This is a genomic window from Polynucleobacter sp. JS-Mosq-20-D10 (genome assembly GCF_018687755.1).
Taxonomy (GTDB): domain Bacteria; phylum Pseudomonadota; class Gammaproteobacteria; order Burkholderiales; family Burkholderiaceae; genus Polynucleobacter.
The window spans coordinates 47070-64038 of the sequence record NZ_CP061305.1 but is presented as its reverse complement, the minus strand read 5'-3'; the positions used below and the strand labels follow the sequence as shown (position 1 = coordinate 64038).

Annotated in this window: 22 protein-coding genes; all 22 read right to left on the bottom strand. The window is 46.5% G+C overall.

Features of this window, described 5'->3' with window-relative positions; genetic code table 11:
* Positions 1 to 8: 8 nt before the first annotated feature.
* The 22 genes from rplF to rpoC all read right to left on the bottom strand — a co-directional run bounded on the left by rplF (position 9) and on the right by rpoC (position 16969).
* A complete protein-coding gene (rplF, locus tag FD967_RS00370; protein ID WP_215326128.1) occupies positions 9 to 542 on the bottom strand; it encodes a 50S ribosomal protein L6 in 534 nt (177 codons plus the stop codon).
* Positions 543 to 552: 10 nt separating this feature from the next.
* Positions 553 to 948 carry a 30S ribosomal protein S8 gene (rpsH, locus tag FD967_RS00365; protein ID WP_015420245.1) on the bottom strand — a complete coding sequence of 132 codons (396 nt, stop codon included), beginning with the start codon at positions 946 to 948 and terminating at the stop codon, positions 553 to 555.
* A gap of 24 nt (positions 949 to 972) precedes the next feature.
* Entirely contained in the window at positions 973 to 1278 is a 306-nt protein-coding gene (gene rpsN, locus FD967_RS00360; protein WP_015420244.1) for a 30S ribosomal protein S14, read from the bottom strand.
* Between the two features lie 9 nt (positions 1279 to 1287).
* A complete protein-coding gene (gene rplE, locus FD967_RS00355; RefSeq protein ID WP_015420243.1) occupies positions 1288 to 1830 on the bottom strand; it encodes a 50S ribosomal protein L5 in 543 nt (180 codons plus the stop codon).
* A gap of 16 nt (positions 1831 to 1846) precedes the next feature.
* On the bottom strand, positions 1847 to 2155 hold the full coding sequence (gene rplX / locus FD967_RS00350; RefSeq protein WP_011901911.1) for a 50S ribosomal protein L24: 309 nt from the start codon (positions 2153 to 2155) through the stop codon (positions 1847 to 1849).
* A 9-nt stretch (positions 2156 to 2164) separates the two neighbouring features.
* A complete protein-coding gene (rplN, locus tag FD967_RS00345) occupies positions 2165 to 2533 on the bottom strand; it encodes a 50S ribosomal protein L14 (protein WP_015420241.1) in 369 nt (122 codons plus the stop codon).
* Positions 2534 to 2719: 186 nt separating this feature from the next.
* On the bottom strand, positions 2720 to 2989 hold the full coding sequence (rpsQ, locus tag FD967_RS00340) for a 30S ribosomal protein S17 (protein WP_076024550.1): 270 nt from the start codon (positions 2987 to 2989) through the stop codon (positions 2720 to 2722).
* Positions 2990 to 3001: 12 nt separating this feature from the next.
* Positions 3002 to 3196 (bottom strand): 50S ribosomal protein L29, encoded by a 195-nt coding sequence (rpmC, locus tag FD967_RS00335; protein WP_015420239.1) that lies wholly within the window; start codon positions 3194 to 3196, stop codon positions 3002 to 3004.
* Positions 3197 to 3210: 14 nt separating this feature from the next.
* Positions 3211 to 3624, bottom strand: coding sequence for a 50S ribosomal protein L16 (gene rplP, locus FD967_RS00330; protein ID WP_088526677.1), 414 nt, complete (start codon positions 3622 to 3624; stop codon positions 3211 to 3213).
* Between the two features lie 2 nt (positions 3625 to 3626).
* Complete coding sequence (gene rpsC, locus FD967_RS00325; RefSeq protein ID WP_215326127.1) at positions 3627 to 4448, bottom strand: 30S ribosomal protein S3; 822 nt, start codon at positions 4446 to 4448, stop codon at positions 3627 to 3629.
* Between the two features lie 8 nt (positions 4449 to 4456).
* Entirely contained in the window at positions 4457 to 4789 is a 333-nt protein-coding gene (gene rplV / locus FD967_RS00320; protein ID WP_205621309.1) for a 50S ribosomal protein L22, read from the bottom strand.
* Positions 4790 to 4796: 7 nt separating this feature from the next.
* Entirely contained in the window at positions 4797 to 5075 is a 279-nt protein-coding gene (gene rpsS / locus FD967_RS00315; RefSeq protein ID WP_046329379.1) for a 30S ribosomal protein S19, read from the bottom strand.
* Positions 5076 to 5094: 19 nt separating this feature from the next.
* Positions 5095 to 5925, bottom strand: a complete 831-nt coding sequence (gene rplB, locus FD967_RS00310; protein ID WP_015420235.1) for a 50S ribosomal protein L2 — start codon at positions 5923 to 5925, stop codon at positions 5095 to 5097.
* Between the two features lie 2 nt (positions 5926 to 5927).
* On the bottom strand, positions 5928 to 6242 hold the full coding sequence (gene rplW / locus FD967_RS00305; protein ID WP_076024545.1) for a 50S ribosomal protein L23: 315 nt from the start codon (positions 6240 to 6242) through the stop codon (positions 5928 to 5930).
* Positions 6239 to 6859 (bottom strand): 50S ribosomal protein L4, encoded by a 621-nt coding sequence (gene rplD / locus FD967_RS00300; RefSeq protein WP_215326126.1) that lies wholly within the window; start codon positions 6857 to 6859, stop codon positions 6239 to 6241. Before rplD ends, rplW begins: the two co-directional genes overlap by 4 nt.
* Positions 6860 to 6870: 11 nt before the next feature.
* Positions 6871 to 7527, bottom strand: coding sequence for a 50S ribosomal protein L3 (rplC, locus tag FD967_RS00295; protein WP_215326125.1), 657 nt, complete (start codon positions 7525 to 7527; stop codon positions 6871 to 6873).
* A gap of 197 nt (positions 7528 to 7724) precedes the next feature.
* Positions 7725 to 8036, bottom strand: coding sequence for a 30S ribosomal protein S10 (gene rpsJ, locus FD967_RS00290; RefSeq protein WP_011901899.1), 312 nt, complete (start codon positions 8034 to 8036; stop codon positions 7725 to 7727).
* A 123-nt stretch (positions 8037 to 8159) separates the two neighbouring features.
* The gene (tuf, locus tag FD967_RS00285) at positions 8160 to 9350 is read right to left on the bottom strand and encodes an elongation factor Tu (RefSeq protein WP_215326116.1); all 1191 of its coding nucleotides are present in this window, start codon (positions 9348 to 9350) and stop codon (positions 8160 to 8162) included.
* 50 nt (positions 9351 to 9400) lie between these two features.
* A complete protein-coding gene (gene fusA / locus FD967_RS00280; RefSeq protein ID WP_215326124.1) occupies positions 9401 to 11503 on the bottom strand; it encodes an elongation factor G in 2103 nt (700 codons plus the stop codon).
* Positions 11504 to 11530: 27 nt separating this feature from the next.
* Positions 11531 to 12001 carry a 30S ribosomal protein S7 gene (gene rpsG / locus FD967_RS00275; RefSeq protein WP_015420229.1) on the bottom strand — a complete coding sequence of 157 codons (471 nt, stop codon included), beginning with the start codon at positions 11999 to 12001 and terminating at the stop codon, positions 11531 to 11533.
* Positions 12002 to 12148: 147 nt separating this feature from the next.
* Positions 12149 to 12529, bottom strand: a complete 381-nt coding sequence (rpsL, locus tag FD967_RS00270) for a 30S ribosomal protein S12 (RefSeq protein WP_041484791.1) — start codon at positions 12527 to 12529, stop codon at positions 12149 to 12151.
* Between the two features lie 177 nt (positions 12530 to 12706).
* Positions 12707 to 16969, bottom strand: coding sequence for a DNA-directed RNA polymerase subunit beta' (rpoC, locus tag FD967_RS00265; protein WP_215326123.1), 4263 nt, complete (start codon positions 16967 to 16969; stop codon positions 12707 to 12709).

The following is a 16969-nucleotide window of genomic DNA, read 5'->3' as shown; positions in this document are numbered from 1 at the left end:
AATCTCGCTTACTTCTTCTTAGTTTCTTTCAGGTGTACAACCTCATCCACGTAACGAACACCCTTGCCTTTGTATGGCTCTGGTGAACGGTATGCGCGAACTTCAGCGGCAACCTGGCCAACTTGCTGCTTGTTGGAACCTTTGATAATGATTTCAGTTTGAGTTGGAGTCTCAGCTTTTACACCCTTTGGCAGGTTATAAATAATGTCGTGTGAGAAACCTAACTGCAATTTCAATGAATCGCCCTGGGCAGCAGCACGGTAACCAACGCCTACTAAGCTGAGCTTGCGCTCGAAGCCAGCAGTTACGCCAACAACCATGTTGTTTACCAAAGCGCGGGCTGTACCTGACTGCGCACCAGCTTCTGGTGTGTTGTTATTTAAAACAACTGTCAATACGCCGTCTTCTTGTTTCAAACCAACAGAAGGATGCAAGTTATGTGTCAAAGTGCCCAACGGACCCTTAACAGTAATATTTGCACCGTTGATGCTGATTTCAGCGCCCTTAGGGACTGGAATAGGTGATTTACCAACGCGGGACATATTTCTCTCCTTACGCGACGTAGCAAATAACTTCGCCACCAACGCCGTTTGCACGTGCTTTGCGGTCTGTCATTACGCCTTGTGGGGTTGAAATAATTGCAATACCTAAGCCATTCATCACTTCAGGAATGTCGTGGCGGCCTTTGTAGATACGTAGACTTGGTGTAGAAACACGGTCAATACGCTCAATAACAGGACGGCCTGCGTAGTATTTGAGTTCAATGTGTAGCACTGGCTTAGCTGCTTCACCTTTGATTTCAAAACTATCGATATAACCTTCATCCTGCAAGACTTTTGCAATAGCTACTTTAACTTTTGACGACGGCATCAAGACTACGGGTTTCTGCACTGCTTGCGCATTGCGGATCCTTGTCAACATGTCGGCGATTGGATCGCTGATACTCATGAGTTCTCCTAATTCTTTCGCCGCTTACCAGCTGGCCTTGGTTAAACCGGGGATTTCGCCACGGAAGGCGATTTCGCGAATTTTGCTACGCGCTAAACCAAACTTGCTGAATACACCGCGCGGACGACCGGTTAATGAACAACGATTTCTTTGACGAATCGGGCTTGCGTTACGTGGAAGTGCCTGTAGTTTCAAGCGAGCCTCATAGCGCTCTTCATCGCTACGCGATTGATCGGCGATGATTGCTTTGAGTTCTGCACGCTTTACAGCGTACTTCTCTACAGTTTTAGCGCGCTTATTCTCGCGCTCAATTAGGGATAGTTTTGCCACGTTAGCCTCTTAATTGCGGAAAGGGAATTTGAACGCTGCTAACAAAGCTTTTGCTTCTTCGTCAGTCTTAGCGGTCGTCGTAATACTGATATTGAGACCACGGAGGGCATCAATCTTGTCGTATTCGATTTCTGGGAAAATGATTTGCTCTTTAACGCCGATGTTGTAGTTACCACGGCCGTCAAATGCCTTACCGGAAATACCGCGGAAGTCACGTACGCGTGGCAAAGCAACAGTTACGAAGCGATCCAAAAATTCATACATGCGCTGACCGCGCAATGTAACCATGGCACCAATTGGGTAGCCTTGACGAATTTTGAATCCAGCAATCGCTTTTTTCGCTTTTGTCACAACTGGTTTTTGACCTGCTACTTTAGTCAAATCACCAACTGCATTTTCGATAATTTTCTTGTCGTTCACTGCATCACCCAGGCCCATGTTCAGGGTTACCTTAGTAATACGTGGAACTTCCATCACTGACTTGTAACCAAATTTGGCAATTAAATCAGCAACTACTTTAGCTTGATAGTGTTCTTGAAAACGTGTGCTCATAATTTCTCCGTGCCCCTTATGCGCTTAAAGTTGCGCCAGTGGTTTTGAGGAAACGTTGCTTTTTACCGTCCACGAGTTTGATACCAACACGTGATGGTTTGCCGTTACCGTCAACCACAGCCACATTAGAAATGTGAACAGGCATCGTCTTGTCAATCATGCCGCCAGTAACACCGGCTGCTGGATTTGGCTTAACGCTCTTTTTATAAATATTGACGCCTTCGATCACTAATTTGTTCTCGAGAACGGCCGTAACAGTTCCTTGCTTGCCTTTATCGCGGCCAGTCAACAGAACTACTGAATCACCTTTACGAATTTTTTTCATATCAGCCTCTTAAATAACTTCGGGGGCGAGAGATACGATCTTCATGAACTTCTCAGTACGCAACTCGCGCGTTACTGGTCCAAAGATACGTGTGCCAATTGGCTCAAGCTTAGCGTTGAGCAATACCGCAGCGTTGCCATCGAACTTAATCAATGAGCCATCTGGACGGCGAACACCCTTAGCAGTTCTCACTACTACGGCGTTATAAATATCACCTTTTTTTACACGGCCACGTGGAGCAGCGGACTTTACAGTCACTTTAATGACATCACCGATACTGGCGTAACGACGCTTAGAGCCGCCCAATACCTTGATGCACAAAACTTCACTGGCGCCTGTGTTATCGGCGACCTGTAATCTACTTTCGGTCTGAATCATTTTTTAATCCCCAACTTGTTAGCCAAAGGCAAACAGTCTTGGTTCCGTCTATGGGCTTTAACGAGAGCTAAAACCCGGAATTAATGAAAAAACACTGCTTCCCTCAATAAAACCAGAGAAGCCGACTATCATACTACGTAAAACAGGGATTTGGCAATAAATTTCGCCAAAATCCCTAATATTTCTTTAAATACCTTTTGATTCCTGAACCAAGCGGGTTACAACCCAAGATTTTGTACGTGAAATTGGCTTAGATTCAGCAATTTCAACGGTATCACCCATCTTGTATTGACCAGCTTCGTCATGCGCATGGTATTTTTTGGACTGTCCAACATATTTGCCATAAAGCGCATGTTTTACTTGGCGCTCAACTAGCACAGTCACAGTTTTTTGCATTTTATCGCTAACGACACGGCCCACTAGGGTGCGGCGCAAGGGTTTAGATAATTCTGTCATATCCCTTTTTCCTTATTTCTGTGCAGTTTTTTGGGTAATAAAAGTCTTAACGCGAGCAATTTCACGTTTAGTCTTACCCAATTGGCTGGTATTTGTGAGTTGCTGAGTACCTTTTTGCATACGGAGTTTGAAGCTTGTCTTCAAGAGCTCTGTTAATTCTGCGTTCAAGGCAACCAGGTCTTTGGATGCTAATTCTGTCTTTTTCATAATTTCTATCCCGATCAACCTAAGTGGCGAATCACGAAAGTGGTTTGTAATGGCAACTTAGCAGCAGCAAGCTTGAAAGCTTCGCGCGCCAATGTTTCATCCACTCCATCCATCTCGTACAAAATCTTGCCTGGTTGAATTTCTGCTACGTAGTACTCTGGATTACCTTTACCGTTACCCATACGTACTTCAGCTGGCTTTTGTGAAATTGGCTTGTCTGGGAAAATACGAATCCAGATTCGACCGCCACGCTTAATGTGACGGGTCATTGCGCGACGTGCAGATTCAATCTGACGTGCAGTCAAACGACCGCGGCCAATAGCTTTCAATCCAAAGTCACCAAAGGCTACTGAACTACCGCGTGTTGCCACGCCGGTGTTACGTCCCTTTTGTTCCTTGCGATACTTACGACGCTTTGGTTGTAGCATGCTTACTCTCCTGACTTCTGCGCTTCAGCACTTGCGGCTTCAACGGCTTTCGGTACACGCTTAACTGTTGGCTTAGCAGCAACCAATGGCTTGCTGTCAGCTGCTGGTTTGCGTGCGCTGGTTTTGGCTGGTGCGCGACGTGGCTTCTTCTCATCAGCTACTGGCTCTGCTGTTACAGCAGGAGCATCCGCACCACGACCTAATGTATCGCCTTTGTATACCCAAACTTTTACACCGATGATGCCGTATGTTGTTTCCGCTTCTGATGTAGCGTAATCAATATCAGCCTTCAATGTATGAAGTGGAACGCGGCCTTCACGGTACCATTCGCGACGTGCAATTTCGGCACCGTTCAAACGACCAGAGGACATAATCTTGATTCCTTGCGCACCAAGGCGCATTGCATTTTGCATTGCACGCTTCATTGCACGACGGAACATGATGCGCTTCTCGAGCTGCTGAGTAATAGAATCAGCAATCAGTTGAGCATCCACTTCAGGCTTACGAATTTCTTCGATATTCACATGGACAGGAACACCCATACGCTTCTGGAGTTCGCGGCGGAGAACTTCAATATCTTCGCCTTTTTTACCGATCACAACACCTGGACGTGAGCTATAGATAGTAATACGTGCATTCTTCGCAGGACGCTCGATGATTACCTTGCTAACAGATGCATTCTTTAATTTCTTTTTCAAATAGATGCGGACATCGACGTCCTCTTTAAGCATCTTTGCAAAGTCAGTATTATTTGCATACCACTTTGATGTCCAGTTCTTCGTTACCGAGAGTCGGAATCCGGTTGGGTTTATCTTTTGTCCCATATCTTCCCTTAGTTACTCAAGGTCACGGTAATGTGACATGTTTGTTTTTCGATTTGATTGCCACGACCCTTAGCGCGTGCTGTGAAGCGCTTCAAGGAAGTACCCTTATCAACAATAATTGTTGAAACCTTGAGCTCATCAATATCAGCACCCTTATTGTGTTCAGCGTTGGCCATTGCAGACTCAACAACTTTTTTCACAATGAAGGCAGCTTTCTTGGGGCTGAAATTCAAAATGTTCAATGCACGTGCAATCGGCAAACCACGGATTTGGTCAGCGACCAAACGTGTCTTTTGCGCAGAAATGCGGGCGCCTTTGTGAATAGCTTTAACTTCCATCATCATCCCCTTACTTCTTCGTTACTTTCTTGTCAGCAGCGTGACCTTTGAAAGTACGGGTCAAGGCAAATTCGCCTAACTTATGACCCACCATGTTTTCTGATACATATACCGGAACGTGTTGACGACCGTTATGTACAGCAATCGTCAGACCAATAAAGTCTGGGAGGATTGTTGAACGGCGTGACCATGTTTTGATCGGCTTTTTGTCTTTGTTGGCTTGTGCGACTTCAACTTTATTTACTAAGCTGGCTTCGCAAAATGGGCCTTTTTTAGCTGAACGTGTCATATTTATTTATCCTTATCGCTTAACGTTTTTGACGACGTTGAACGATCATCGAAGTTGTACGCTTGTTGCGACGTGTACGATAACCTTTGGTTGGTGTGCCCCATGGGGAGACAGGTACACGGCCTTCGCCAGTTCTACCTTCACCACCGCCGTGTGGGTGATCTACTGGGTTCATTGCCACACCGCGAACGGTTGGGCGAATACCACGCCAGCGATTTGCACCAGCTTTACCGATAACGCGCAAGCTGTGCTCTTCATTACCAACTTCACCAATAGTGGCACGGCAATCGATCAAAATACGACGTACTTCACCTGAGCGCAAGCGCACCTGAGCGTATACACCTTCACGAGCCAATAACACTGCAGAGCCGCCAGCGGAACGTGCGATTTGAGCACCTTTACCTGGCAACATTTCTACACAGTGAATCGTGCTACCAACTGGAATGTTGCGAATCGGCAAGTTGTTACCAGACTTGATTGGGGCTTCTGAGCCACTCATCAATGCCTGACCAACAGTCATACCTTTTGCAGCAAGAATATAGCGACGCTCACCATCAGCAAACACGATCAATGCAATGTTTGCACTGCGGTTTGGATCGTATTCCAAGCGTTCTACTTTTGCTGGAATACCATCTTTGTCATTGCGCTTGAAATCAACTACACGATAGTGATGCTTATGACCACCACCCTTGTGACGGGTAGTAATGTGACCATTATTGTTACGACCTGCTTTTTGGAACTGTGGCTCTACCAACGCTGCAAAAGGTTTACCTTTGTGCAGGTCAGGATTTACCACCTTGACCATTGAGCGACGACCTGGTGAGGTCGGTTTTGTCTTCATCAAAGGCATGATTAATTCGCCTCCGCTTCAAAGTTAATTTCTTGACCTGGCTTCAAGCTAACGTAGGCCTTCTTAGTGTGGTCACGACGACCTTCAAAACGGCCATAGCGCTTTGGCTTACCTTTTTGATTCACGATTTGAACTGAGTCAACTTGCACTTTAAAGAGCAACTCAACTGCTTGTTTCACATCGCTCTTGTTGGCGTCACGTGTAACTTGGAATACCACTTGTTCGTTTTTCTCTGCAACCATAGTAGCTTTTTCAGAGATAACCGGTCCAAGTAGAACCTTCATCAAGCTGTGATCGTTTTTACGGACTTGGCTCATTTCAGCAACTCCTCAATTTTTGCGATCGCTGCTTTGCTTACCAATACTTTTTTGTATTGAACCAAAGCCAATGGATCAGCGTGCTGTGGCTCACATACAGCAACCTTATGCAGGTTACGTGATGCCAAGTACAAATTCTCGCTAACCTGATCAACGATGATCAAGACTGAATCCAATCCCATTGCTTTAACTTTGTCAGCTAAAACTTTAGTCTTTGGTGCATCAAGATTAAATTGGTCAACAACATTCAAACGACCTTCGCGTGCTAACTGAGACAAAATAGATCTCATACCAGCGCGGTACATTTTCTTGTTTACTTTCTGGCTGAAATTTTCTTCAGGTGAATTCGGGAATATACGACCACCTCCACGCCACAGCGGGGAAGAGCTCATACCAGCACGTGCACGACCAGTACCTTTTTGACGCCAAGGTTTTTTGGTTGTGTGCTTAACTTGCTCACGGTCTTTCTGTGCTCGGTTACCGCTACGTGCATTTGCTTGGTATGCCACAACAACTTGGTGTACCAATGCTTCGTTATATTCGCGTTCGAATACTTCTGGTGAGGCTTGAATGCCTGCACCTAAAGTTCCGTTGTCTTGGAGAAGCTTAAGTTCCATATTCGCTCTCCTTATTTCTTCTTCAACGGTGTCTTCACCGCTGGAGTAACAATCACTTTACCGCCTGGGGCACCTGGAATAGCGCCTTTAACCATGATGAGATTGCGTTCTGCATCAATGCGTGCGATGACTAAATTTTGTACAGTGCGTGTTTCATCACCAAGGTGGCCAGTCATGCGCTTACCTGGGAAAACACGACCTGGATCTTGCGCCATACCGATAGAACCTGGCACGTTATGTGAACGTGAGTTACCGTGTGACGCGCGACCTGAAGCGAAGTGATGGCGCTTGATGGTACCGGCATAGCCTTTACCAATCGTTACGCCTTGTACGTCCACTTTTTGGCCAGCAGCAAATGCAGTGTCAGCAGGAATTACTTGTCCTGGTGCCATTTCAGCGATTTTTGCTGCATCTAAATGAAATTCGTTGAGACCGTTACCAGCCATCACACCCGCTTTGGCGAAGTGACCAGCCATTGCTTTGGTAACGCGAGTAGCTCTACGTGTGCCATGTGCTAACTGGATAGCATCATAGCCATCAGTTGCCTGGGTCTTGATTTGAGCGATTCTGTTGTCGCTCACGTCAATTACGGTGACAGGAATTGCTTCCCCCTCGTCCGTAAATAGACGGGTCATGCCGATCTTGCGACCGATTAAGCCTAAGCTCATATTCATGCTCCACGCCGACTTCGATTGGTCGGCAAAATTAATTTAAGTGATTTACAAGTAAAAGTACTTCTAAATCAATAAGTTACAACGTTTTTAATGCTGATAAGACCTGAATATTCGCCCAAATAATTGAGCGAAGCCTTAGATTCTATCCCGAAAATCCAGTCTTGACAAGCACTAAGACTGGAAATACCAAATTACTGCAACTTAATTTCGACGTCCACACCTGCTGGAAGGTCTAATTTCATCAAGGCATCCACCGTTTTCTCTGTAGGATCAACGATATCCATCAAACGTAGATGGGTACGAATCTCTAACTGATCACGTGAAGTCTTATTTACGTGTGGTGAACGCAGAATGTCAAAACGCTCAATACGCGTTGGCAAAGGTACTGGACCCTTAACAACTGCACCAGTACGCTTAGCTGTATCAACGATTTCAGCTGCAGACTGGTCGATCAAACGGTAATCAAATGCTTTAAGACGAATACGAATTTTTTGGTTTTGCATATTAATTCCAAAGAGCGTTGTGGTGCTGCCACGTTATATTTCTAAAGAGCTCGGTGACATCAGCAGCACTGATGTCACCGGTTAGCAAACCGCTAAATATTTTTACTAATTAAAACTGACTACTTAAGCCAAAATCTTCGCAACCACACCGGCGCCAACAGTACGGCCACCTTCACGGATCGCAAAACGTAAACCTTCTTCCATCGCGATTGGCGCGATGAGCTTGACGGTAATAGTCACGTTATCACCAGGCATCACCATTTCTTTGTCTTTTGGCAACTCGATTGAACCAGTTACGTCCGTAGTGCGGAAGTAAAACTGTGGACGATAGTTGTTAAAGAATGGCGTATGACGACCACCTTCATCTTTACCCAAGATGTAAACCTCGGCTGTAAAGTGAGTATGTGGGGTGATTGAACCTGGCTTAGCCAATACTTGGCCGCGCTCAACTTCTTCACGTTTTGTACCGCGTAACAAGATACCAACGTTATCGCCTGCTTGACCTTGGTCGAGCAATTTGCGGAACATTTCAACACCAGTACAAGTAGTCTTCAGTGTTGGCTTGATACCAATGATTTCAATCTCTTCACCAACTTTAACGATACCGCGCTCGATACGGCCTGTAACAACAGTACCGCGACCGGAGATAGAGAACACGTCCTCTACTGGCATCAAGAAGGCACCGTCAATAGCACGCTCTGGAGTTGGGATATAGGTATCTAATGCTTCAGCCAATTTCATGATGGCTTCTTTACCCAATGGGCCTTCGTCGCCTTCAAGAGCTAACTTAGCAGAACCTTGAACGATTGGTGTGTCATCGCCTGGGAAGTCGTACTTAGACAGAAGTTCACGAACCTCCATTTCAACTAACTCGAGCAATTCAGCATCATCAACCATGTCGCACTTGTTCAAAAATACGATGATGTATGGAACACCTACTTGGCGTGCCAAGAGGATGTGCTCACGAGTTTGTGGCATTGGGCCGTCAGCTGCAGAGCAAACCAAAATAGCGCCGTCCATCTGAGCAGCACCAGTAATCATGTTCTTGACGTAGTCAGCATGTCCTGGGCAATCGACGTGAGCATAGTGACGATTTGCAGTCTCATACTCAACGTGTGCTGTATTAATCGTAATACCACGTGCTTTTTCTTCTGGAGCGGCATCGATCTGATCGTATGCTTTTGCTTCGCCACCAAATTGCTTAGAAAGCACGGTTGCAATTGCTGCTGTCAATGTGGTTTTACCGTGGTCAACGTGACCAATGGTGCCAACGTTTACGTGCGGTTTTGTCCGCTCAAACTTTTCTTTTGCCATTTTTTTGTCTGCCTTCTTAGCTAGTCAATATTCAAAATAATGTGGATAAATTACTTCGCTTTAGCAGCCATAACTGCTTCAGCAACGTTCTTAGGTGCTTCGGAATAATGCTTAAATTCCATGGTGTAGGTAGCGCGACCTTGGGTCAACGAGCGCAAGCCAGTTGAATAACCAAACATCTCTGCTAATGGCACTTCAGCACGAACGATCTTGCCGCCGCCTGGAATGTCATCCATACCTTGCAAAATACCGCGACGTGATGAGAGGTCGCCCATTACGTTACCCATGAAATCTTCTGGTGTTTCAACTTCAACAGCCATCATTGGTTCAAGCAACACCGGTGATGCTTTGCGCATACCGTCTTTGAATGCCATCGAGCCCGCCATCTTAAATGCGTTTTCGTTGGAGTCAACATCATGGTATGAACCGAAGAACAATGTTGCCTTGATATCTACAACTGGATAGCCAGCCAAAATACCGGAGTTCAAGGTTTCGATGATGCCTTTTTCTACTGCAGGAATGTATTCACGTGGAACTACACCGCCCTTAATAGCGTCAACGAATTGAAAACCCTTACCTGGTTCTTGTGGCTCGAGCTTGAGCACAACGTGTCCGTACTGACCGCGACCACCAGACTGCTTAACAAATTTGCCTTCAACCTCTTCGCAAACTTTGCGAATGGTTTCACGATAAGCAACTTGTGGTTTGCCAACGGTTGCCTCAACACCAAACTCACGACGCATACGATCAACCAAAATTTCCAAATGGAGCTCGCCCATACCGGAAATAATTGTTTGACCAGACTCTTCGTCTGTCTTTACGCGGAATGATGGATCTTCTTGTGCCAAGCGATTCAAAGCAAGACCCATTTTTTCTTGGTCTGGTTTTGTCTTTGGCTCAACTGCTTGTGAGATCACCGGCTCTGGGAATACCATGCGCTCCAAAATCACGATGCCATCTGGATCACACAATGTTTCGCCAGTGGTTGCGTCTTTTAGACCAACGGCAGCTGCGATATCACCCGCAAATACTTCTTTAATTTCTTCACGTTCGTTTGCATGCATCTGCAACAAACGACCAACACGTTCTTTTTTGCCCTTGATTGGGTTGTAGATCGTATCGCCAGATTTCATTACGCCTGAATAAACACGGAAGAAGATGAGCTGGCCAACAAATGGGTCAGTCATGATCTTAAATGCCAACGCTGAAAATTTCTCATCATCAGCAGCTCTACGTGTTGTAGGTGTACCGTCTTCCAATTCACAAGGAACCGGCGGAACATCCAATGGTGATGGCAGCAATTCCACTACCGCGTCCAACATCGCCTGAACACCTTTATTTTTGAAGGCTGTTCCACACATCATTGGAATAATTTCATTGGCGATAGTGCGTTGACGCAATGCTTTTTTAATTTCGTCTTCGGTCAGTGCGTCACCGCCGAGGTACTTTTCCATTAACTCTTCTGAGCTTTCAGCAGCGGCTTCAAGCAACTTTTCGCGCCACTCTTCAGCCGAGGCTTGTAACTCAGCAGGAATTTCTTCGTAGGTAAATTTAGTGCCTTGTGATTCCTCATCCCAATAGATGGCTTTCATTTTGACCAAATCCACAACGCCTTTGAAGTTTTCTTCAGCGCCAATCGGAATTTGGATCAAGATAGGATTAGCCTTCAAGCGCAATTTCATCTGGTCATAGACCTTGAAAAAATTCGCGCCAGTACGGTCCATCTTGTTAACAAATGCTAAACGTGGAACTTGATACTTATTAGCTTGACGCCAAACAGTTTCAGATTGTGGCTGCACACCACCTACCGCACAGTAAACCATGCAAGCGCCATCCAAAACGCGCATTGAACGCTCAACTTCAATCGTGAAGTCTACGTGTCCTGGGGTGTCAATAATATTGATACGATGCTCTGGAAAATTTCCAGCCATGCCCTTCCAGAACGTTGTAGTAGCAGCAGAAGTAATCGTGATACCACGCTCTTGCTCTTGCTCCATCCAGTCCATGGTTGCAGCGCCATCATGTACTTCACCAATTTTGTGATTAACACCGGTGTAGAACAAAACGCGTTCTGTTGTTGTTGTCTTGCCTGCGTCAATATGCGCAGAAATACCGATGTTGCGGTATCTTTCGATAGGAGTTTTACGTGCCACTGTTGGTACCTTTTCTTTACTGTGCGATTAGAAGCGGAAATGTGAGAAAGCTTTGTTAGCTTCTGCCATACGATGAACTTCTTCACGCTTCTTCATTGCTCCGCCGCGACCTTCTGCAGCTTCTAATAATTCGTTGGCCAAACGTTGAGCCATAGATTTTTCACCGCGCTTTTTAGCGGCTTCGCGCACCCAGCGCATTGCCAAAGCAGAACGGCGTGATGGGCGAACTTCAACAGGAACCTGGTAATTAGCGCCACCAACACGACGGCTCTTCACCTCAACCATTGGCTTAACGTTGCCCATAGCTGTTGAGAAAACTTCGAGTGGTTCTTTGTTTGCTTTTTTCTCGATGTGATCAAAGGCACCGTAAACGATACGCTCTGCAACCGATTTCTTGCCGTCCAACATCAGGACGTTCATGAATTTAGCTACTTCTACATTGCCGAATTTTGGATCAGGCAGGATTTCCCGTTTGGGAACTTCACGACGACGTGGCATAACTACTCCTTCAGTTCAGTTAGGGGTGGCCCAGATGGATCACCCGCTCCGGCCGTCCTACTATCTAGAGAAACCTCCAGACGGAACGGCCACTTACTTGTCTTTAAAGTCTGACAAACGAAGACTAACTACAAATACTTTTTGCTGTTAAGCAGCTTTCTTAGCGCGCTTAGCACCGTACTTGGAACGTGACTGCTTACGATCTTTAACACCTTGCAAGTCAAGTGAACCACGAACGATGTGGTAACGAACGCCTGGCAAATCCTTTACACGACCACCGCGGATCAACACGACTGAGTGTTCCTGGAGGTTATGGCCTTCACCACCAATGTATGAAATCACTTCAAAACCATTGGTTAAGCGAACCTTGGCTACCTTACGTAGCGCAGAGTTAGGCTTCTTAGGAGTGGTTGTGTACACACGTGTACATACACCACGGCGTTGCGGGCTGTTTTGCAGCGCAGGGCTCTTGCTTTTAACGGTCAGCCGTGTTCTTGGCTTACGTAATAATTGATTAATTGTTGGCATAAAATAGCTCGGTTAGTACTTCTTTGTTGCTTTCTTCAAGAAAATCAATGACTTAGATAAATTCTAGTTCAAAAAGACCTTCTTCTGAATCAGTAGAACTCAGCATTCTAGCTTGGCCAGCCTTTTCCGTCAACCAAATGGGGAAAAAACTGGCCATTTCTGGCCAGAATTACCAAATTAGCTCGGATCAGCCTCCCCAGCAGGAGCAATCACTTCAGCCTCTATTTCTACAGGCGTATCAGCCATTGCTTCCTCTTCGGCGGCAATCATTTGAGCGCGATCACGCTCGAATTGCTCTCTGACCTTACGTGCACGGCGGTAAGACAAGCCGGTACCAGCAGGGATCAGGCGACCAATAATGACGTTTTCCTTGAGGCCACGGAGTGTATCGGTCTTGCCCATAATCGCAGCTTCGGTCAATACACGGGTGGTTTCTTGGAAAGAAGCCGCTGAAATGAAACTGTCTGTCGACAAGGATGCCTTAGTAATACCGAGCAACACATTCTCGAACTGAGCTGGGCGCTTACCTTGAGCAATCACAGCATCGTTTGCGTCATACAGCTTAGAGCGCTCAACTTGCTCACCAGTGATGTAGGCAGTATCGCCACCATCGGTAATTTGCACGCGACGCAACATTTGACGCACGATCACTTCAATATGCTTGTCATTAATCTTCACGCCTTGCAAACGGTAAACGTCTTGCACTTCATCCACGATGTAGATCGCCAACTCTTCAATGCCTCTGAGTGTCAAGATATCGTGTGGATCGGCAGGGCCTTCCACAATCATCTCGCCCTTGTTCACAACTTGGCCGTCGTGAACGAGAACTTGCTTCTCTTTAGGAATCAAAAATTCATTAGCTTCGCCATCCATATCGGTAATCACTAAACGTTGCTTACCTTTGGTTTCTTTACCGAAGGAAACAGTTCCAGTGACTTTAGCCAATACAGCGGCATCTTTTGGTGAACGTGCTTCGAACAATTCAGCAACGCGTGGCAAACCGCCGGTAATGTCGCGAGTCTTCTGTGATTCGATTGGAATACGTGCCAATACTTCACCAACTTCAACTTTTTGACCATCTTTAACAGTGATCAAAGCGCCAACTTGCAAACCGATGTTAACCGGATGATCTGTACCCGCAATCATCACTTCGCCGCCTTTGGCATCAACTAAGTTGATCATTGGGCGAACACCTTTGCTAGCAGCACTACGACGCTTACCGTCAATCACCACCAAAGTGGAGAGTCCGGTTACTTCGTCAACCTGCTTAGCTACAGTAACGCCTTCTTCAACGTTGTCAAAGCGAGCAATACCAGCGTACTCAGAAATAATTGGACGTGTTAACGGATCCCATGTTGCTAAGCTTGCGCCGGCCTTGACTGCAGCATCTTCTTTAAACAAGAGCGTTGCACCGTAAGGCACTTTGTGACGCTCACGCTCACGACCGTTATCGTCAATGATCACAGCTTCGCCAGAACGTGAAATCACGATCTGCTCACCCTTCGCGTTCTTCACAACACGCATCGTGCCAGAGAACTTCAAAGCGCCATTTGACTTCGCCTCAATATTACTTGCAACCAATGCACGTGACGCTGCGCCACCAATGTGGAAGGTGCGCATAGTCAACTGTGTGCCTGGCTCACCGATGGACTGAGCAGCGATAACACCAACTGCCTCACCCACGTTCACCAAACCACCGCGACCTAAATCACGTCCGTAGCACTTCGCGCACAAACCGAAGCGAGTTAAGCATGACAACACTGTACGAACTTTAACTTCGTCAATGCCCAAGGCAACAATTTGATCAACGTGATCTTCATCAAGCAAGGTGTCATGGGGAACGATAACTTCTTGCGTATCAGGATGAACGATGTCATCAATACATACGCGGCCCAAAATACGGTCACGCAATGCTTCAATGATTTCGCCGCCTTCAACCAGCGCCTTCATTGTGACGCCAGAAGTTGCTCCACAATCATCTTCAATGACAACGAGGTCTTGAGTTACGTCACACAAACGACGTGTCAAGTAGCCCGAGTTCGCTGTCTTCAACGCGGTATCGGCCAAACCTTTACGAGCGCCGTGGGTTGAGATGAAGTACTGCAACACGTTCAAACCTTCACGGAAGTTCGCAGTAATTGGGGTTTCAATAATCGAGCCATCAGGCTTGGCCATCAAACCACGCATACCAGCCAACTGACGAATCTGCGCTGCAGATCCACGCGCACCGGAATCCGCCATCATATAGATAGAGTTGAAAGATTCTTGACGCACAGTCTTACCGTTACGGTCGAGTACGTCAACATGTGACAACTCATCCATCATCGCCTTACCAACTTGGTCACCAGCAGCGCCCCAAATATCAACCACGTTGTTATAACGTTCTTGATTGGTTACGAGACCTGACATGAACTGCTTGTCATATTCCTTAACCTTGGTTGAAGCTTCAGTGATGATGCGCTCTTTAGAGCTAGGAATCAGCATATCGTCGATCGCAACCGAGATACCGGCATTAGTAGCCAAGCGGAAACCAGACTGCAAGAGACGGTCAGCAAAAATAACTGTTTCACGAAGACCGCACTTACGGAATGAGGTGTTGATCAAACGTGAGATTTCTTTTTTCTTTAGAGGCTTATTGATTTCCTCGAAAGACATGCCCTTAGGCAAAATTTCAGACAAGATTGCACGGCCAACTGAGGTTTGATAGATCTTGGTCTTTTCAGCAAAACGGGCATCGCCCTCTGCCTTCTTGTCCACAATCTCAAACTCAGTAATACGCACAGCAACGCGGGAGGCTAATTCAACCTGGCCAGCATCATAGGCACGCATTACCTCAGTAATGTTAGCGAAAACCATACCTTCGCCTTTGCCGTTGATCTTGTCACGAGTAGCGTAGTACAGACCCAACACCACGTCCTGTGAAGGAACGATGGACGGTTCGCCGTTAGCAGGGAACAATACGTTGTTCGATGCCAACATCAATGTACGCGCTTCCATTTGCGCTTCGAGCGACAAAGGAACGTGAACCGCCATTTGGTCACCGTCAAAGTCAGCGTTAAATGCCGCGCAGACTAATGGGTGTAATTGGATCGCCTTACCTTCAATCAGCATTGGCTCGAAAGCCTGAATACCGAGACGGTGCAATGTAGGCGCACGGTTCAACATGATTGGATGCTCACGAATCACTTCTTCGAGAATATCCCAAACGATTGGAGTCTGACTTTCAACTTCTTTCTTCGCAGCCTTAATAGTAGTTGCGATTCCCAAAGTCTCGAGCTTGTTGAAAATAAATGGCTTGAACAATTCCAAGGCCATCAATTTTGGCAAACCGCACTGATGCAATTTCAATGTTGGGCCAACTACGATGACTGAACGACCTGAGTAGTCAACACGTTTACCTAACAAGTTTTGACGGAAACGGCCGCTCTTACCTTTAATCATCTCAGCCAAGGACTTGAGAGGACGCTTGTTGGCGCCAGTCATAGCCTTGCCGCGACGACCGTTATCGAGCAATGAGTCCACCGCTTCTTGCAACATACGCTTTTCGTTACGAACGATGATCTCTGGTGCGCGCAACTCTAACAAACGCTTTAAACGGTTGTTACGGTTAATCACACGACGATAGAGGTCGTTCAAATCGGAGGTAGCAAAGCGACCGCCATCCAATGGCACCAATGGGCGCAACTCTGGTGGCAAAACTGGCAATACTTCCATGATCATCCAGTCAGGCTTAATACCTGAAGTCTGGAACGCTTCGAGCACTTTTAAGCGCTTAGCGTATTTCTTGATCTTGGCATCGCTACCAGTAGCTTTTAAGTCAGCACGAATGGTCTCTACTTCACGATCGATATCAATCGAACGCAAGAGATCACGAATACCTTCAGCGCCCATGATGGCAGTAAACGCACCGTCACCATACTCTTCAGTCTTAGCAATGTACTCGTCTTCAGACATGATCTGACCGCGCTTCATTGCGCCTTCAGGAGTCATACCAGGATCAACAATTACATATGCTTCAAAGTAAAGAACGCGTTCGATATCCCGGAGGGTCATATCGAGAACCATGCCCAAGCGGGATGGCAATGACTTCAAGAACCAAATGTGCGCTACAGGGGCTGCCAACTCAATGTGGCCCATGCGCTCACGACGTACCTTAGCGAGCGTAACTTCAACGCCGCACTTCTCGCAGATAACTCCACGGAACTTTAAACGCTTGTACTTACCGCATAGGCACTCGTAGTCTTTAGTTGGTCCAAAAATCTTGGCGCAGAATAAACCATCACGCTCGGGCTTAAAAGTCCGGTAGTTGATGGTTTCTGGTTTGCGTACTTCACCAAAAGACCATGAGCGAATTTTCTCAGGGGATGCAAGACCAATCTTAATGACATCAAACTGCTCATCACCCTGCGTTTGCTTAAATAAATCGAGCAATGCTTTCAT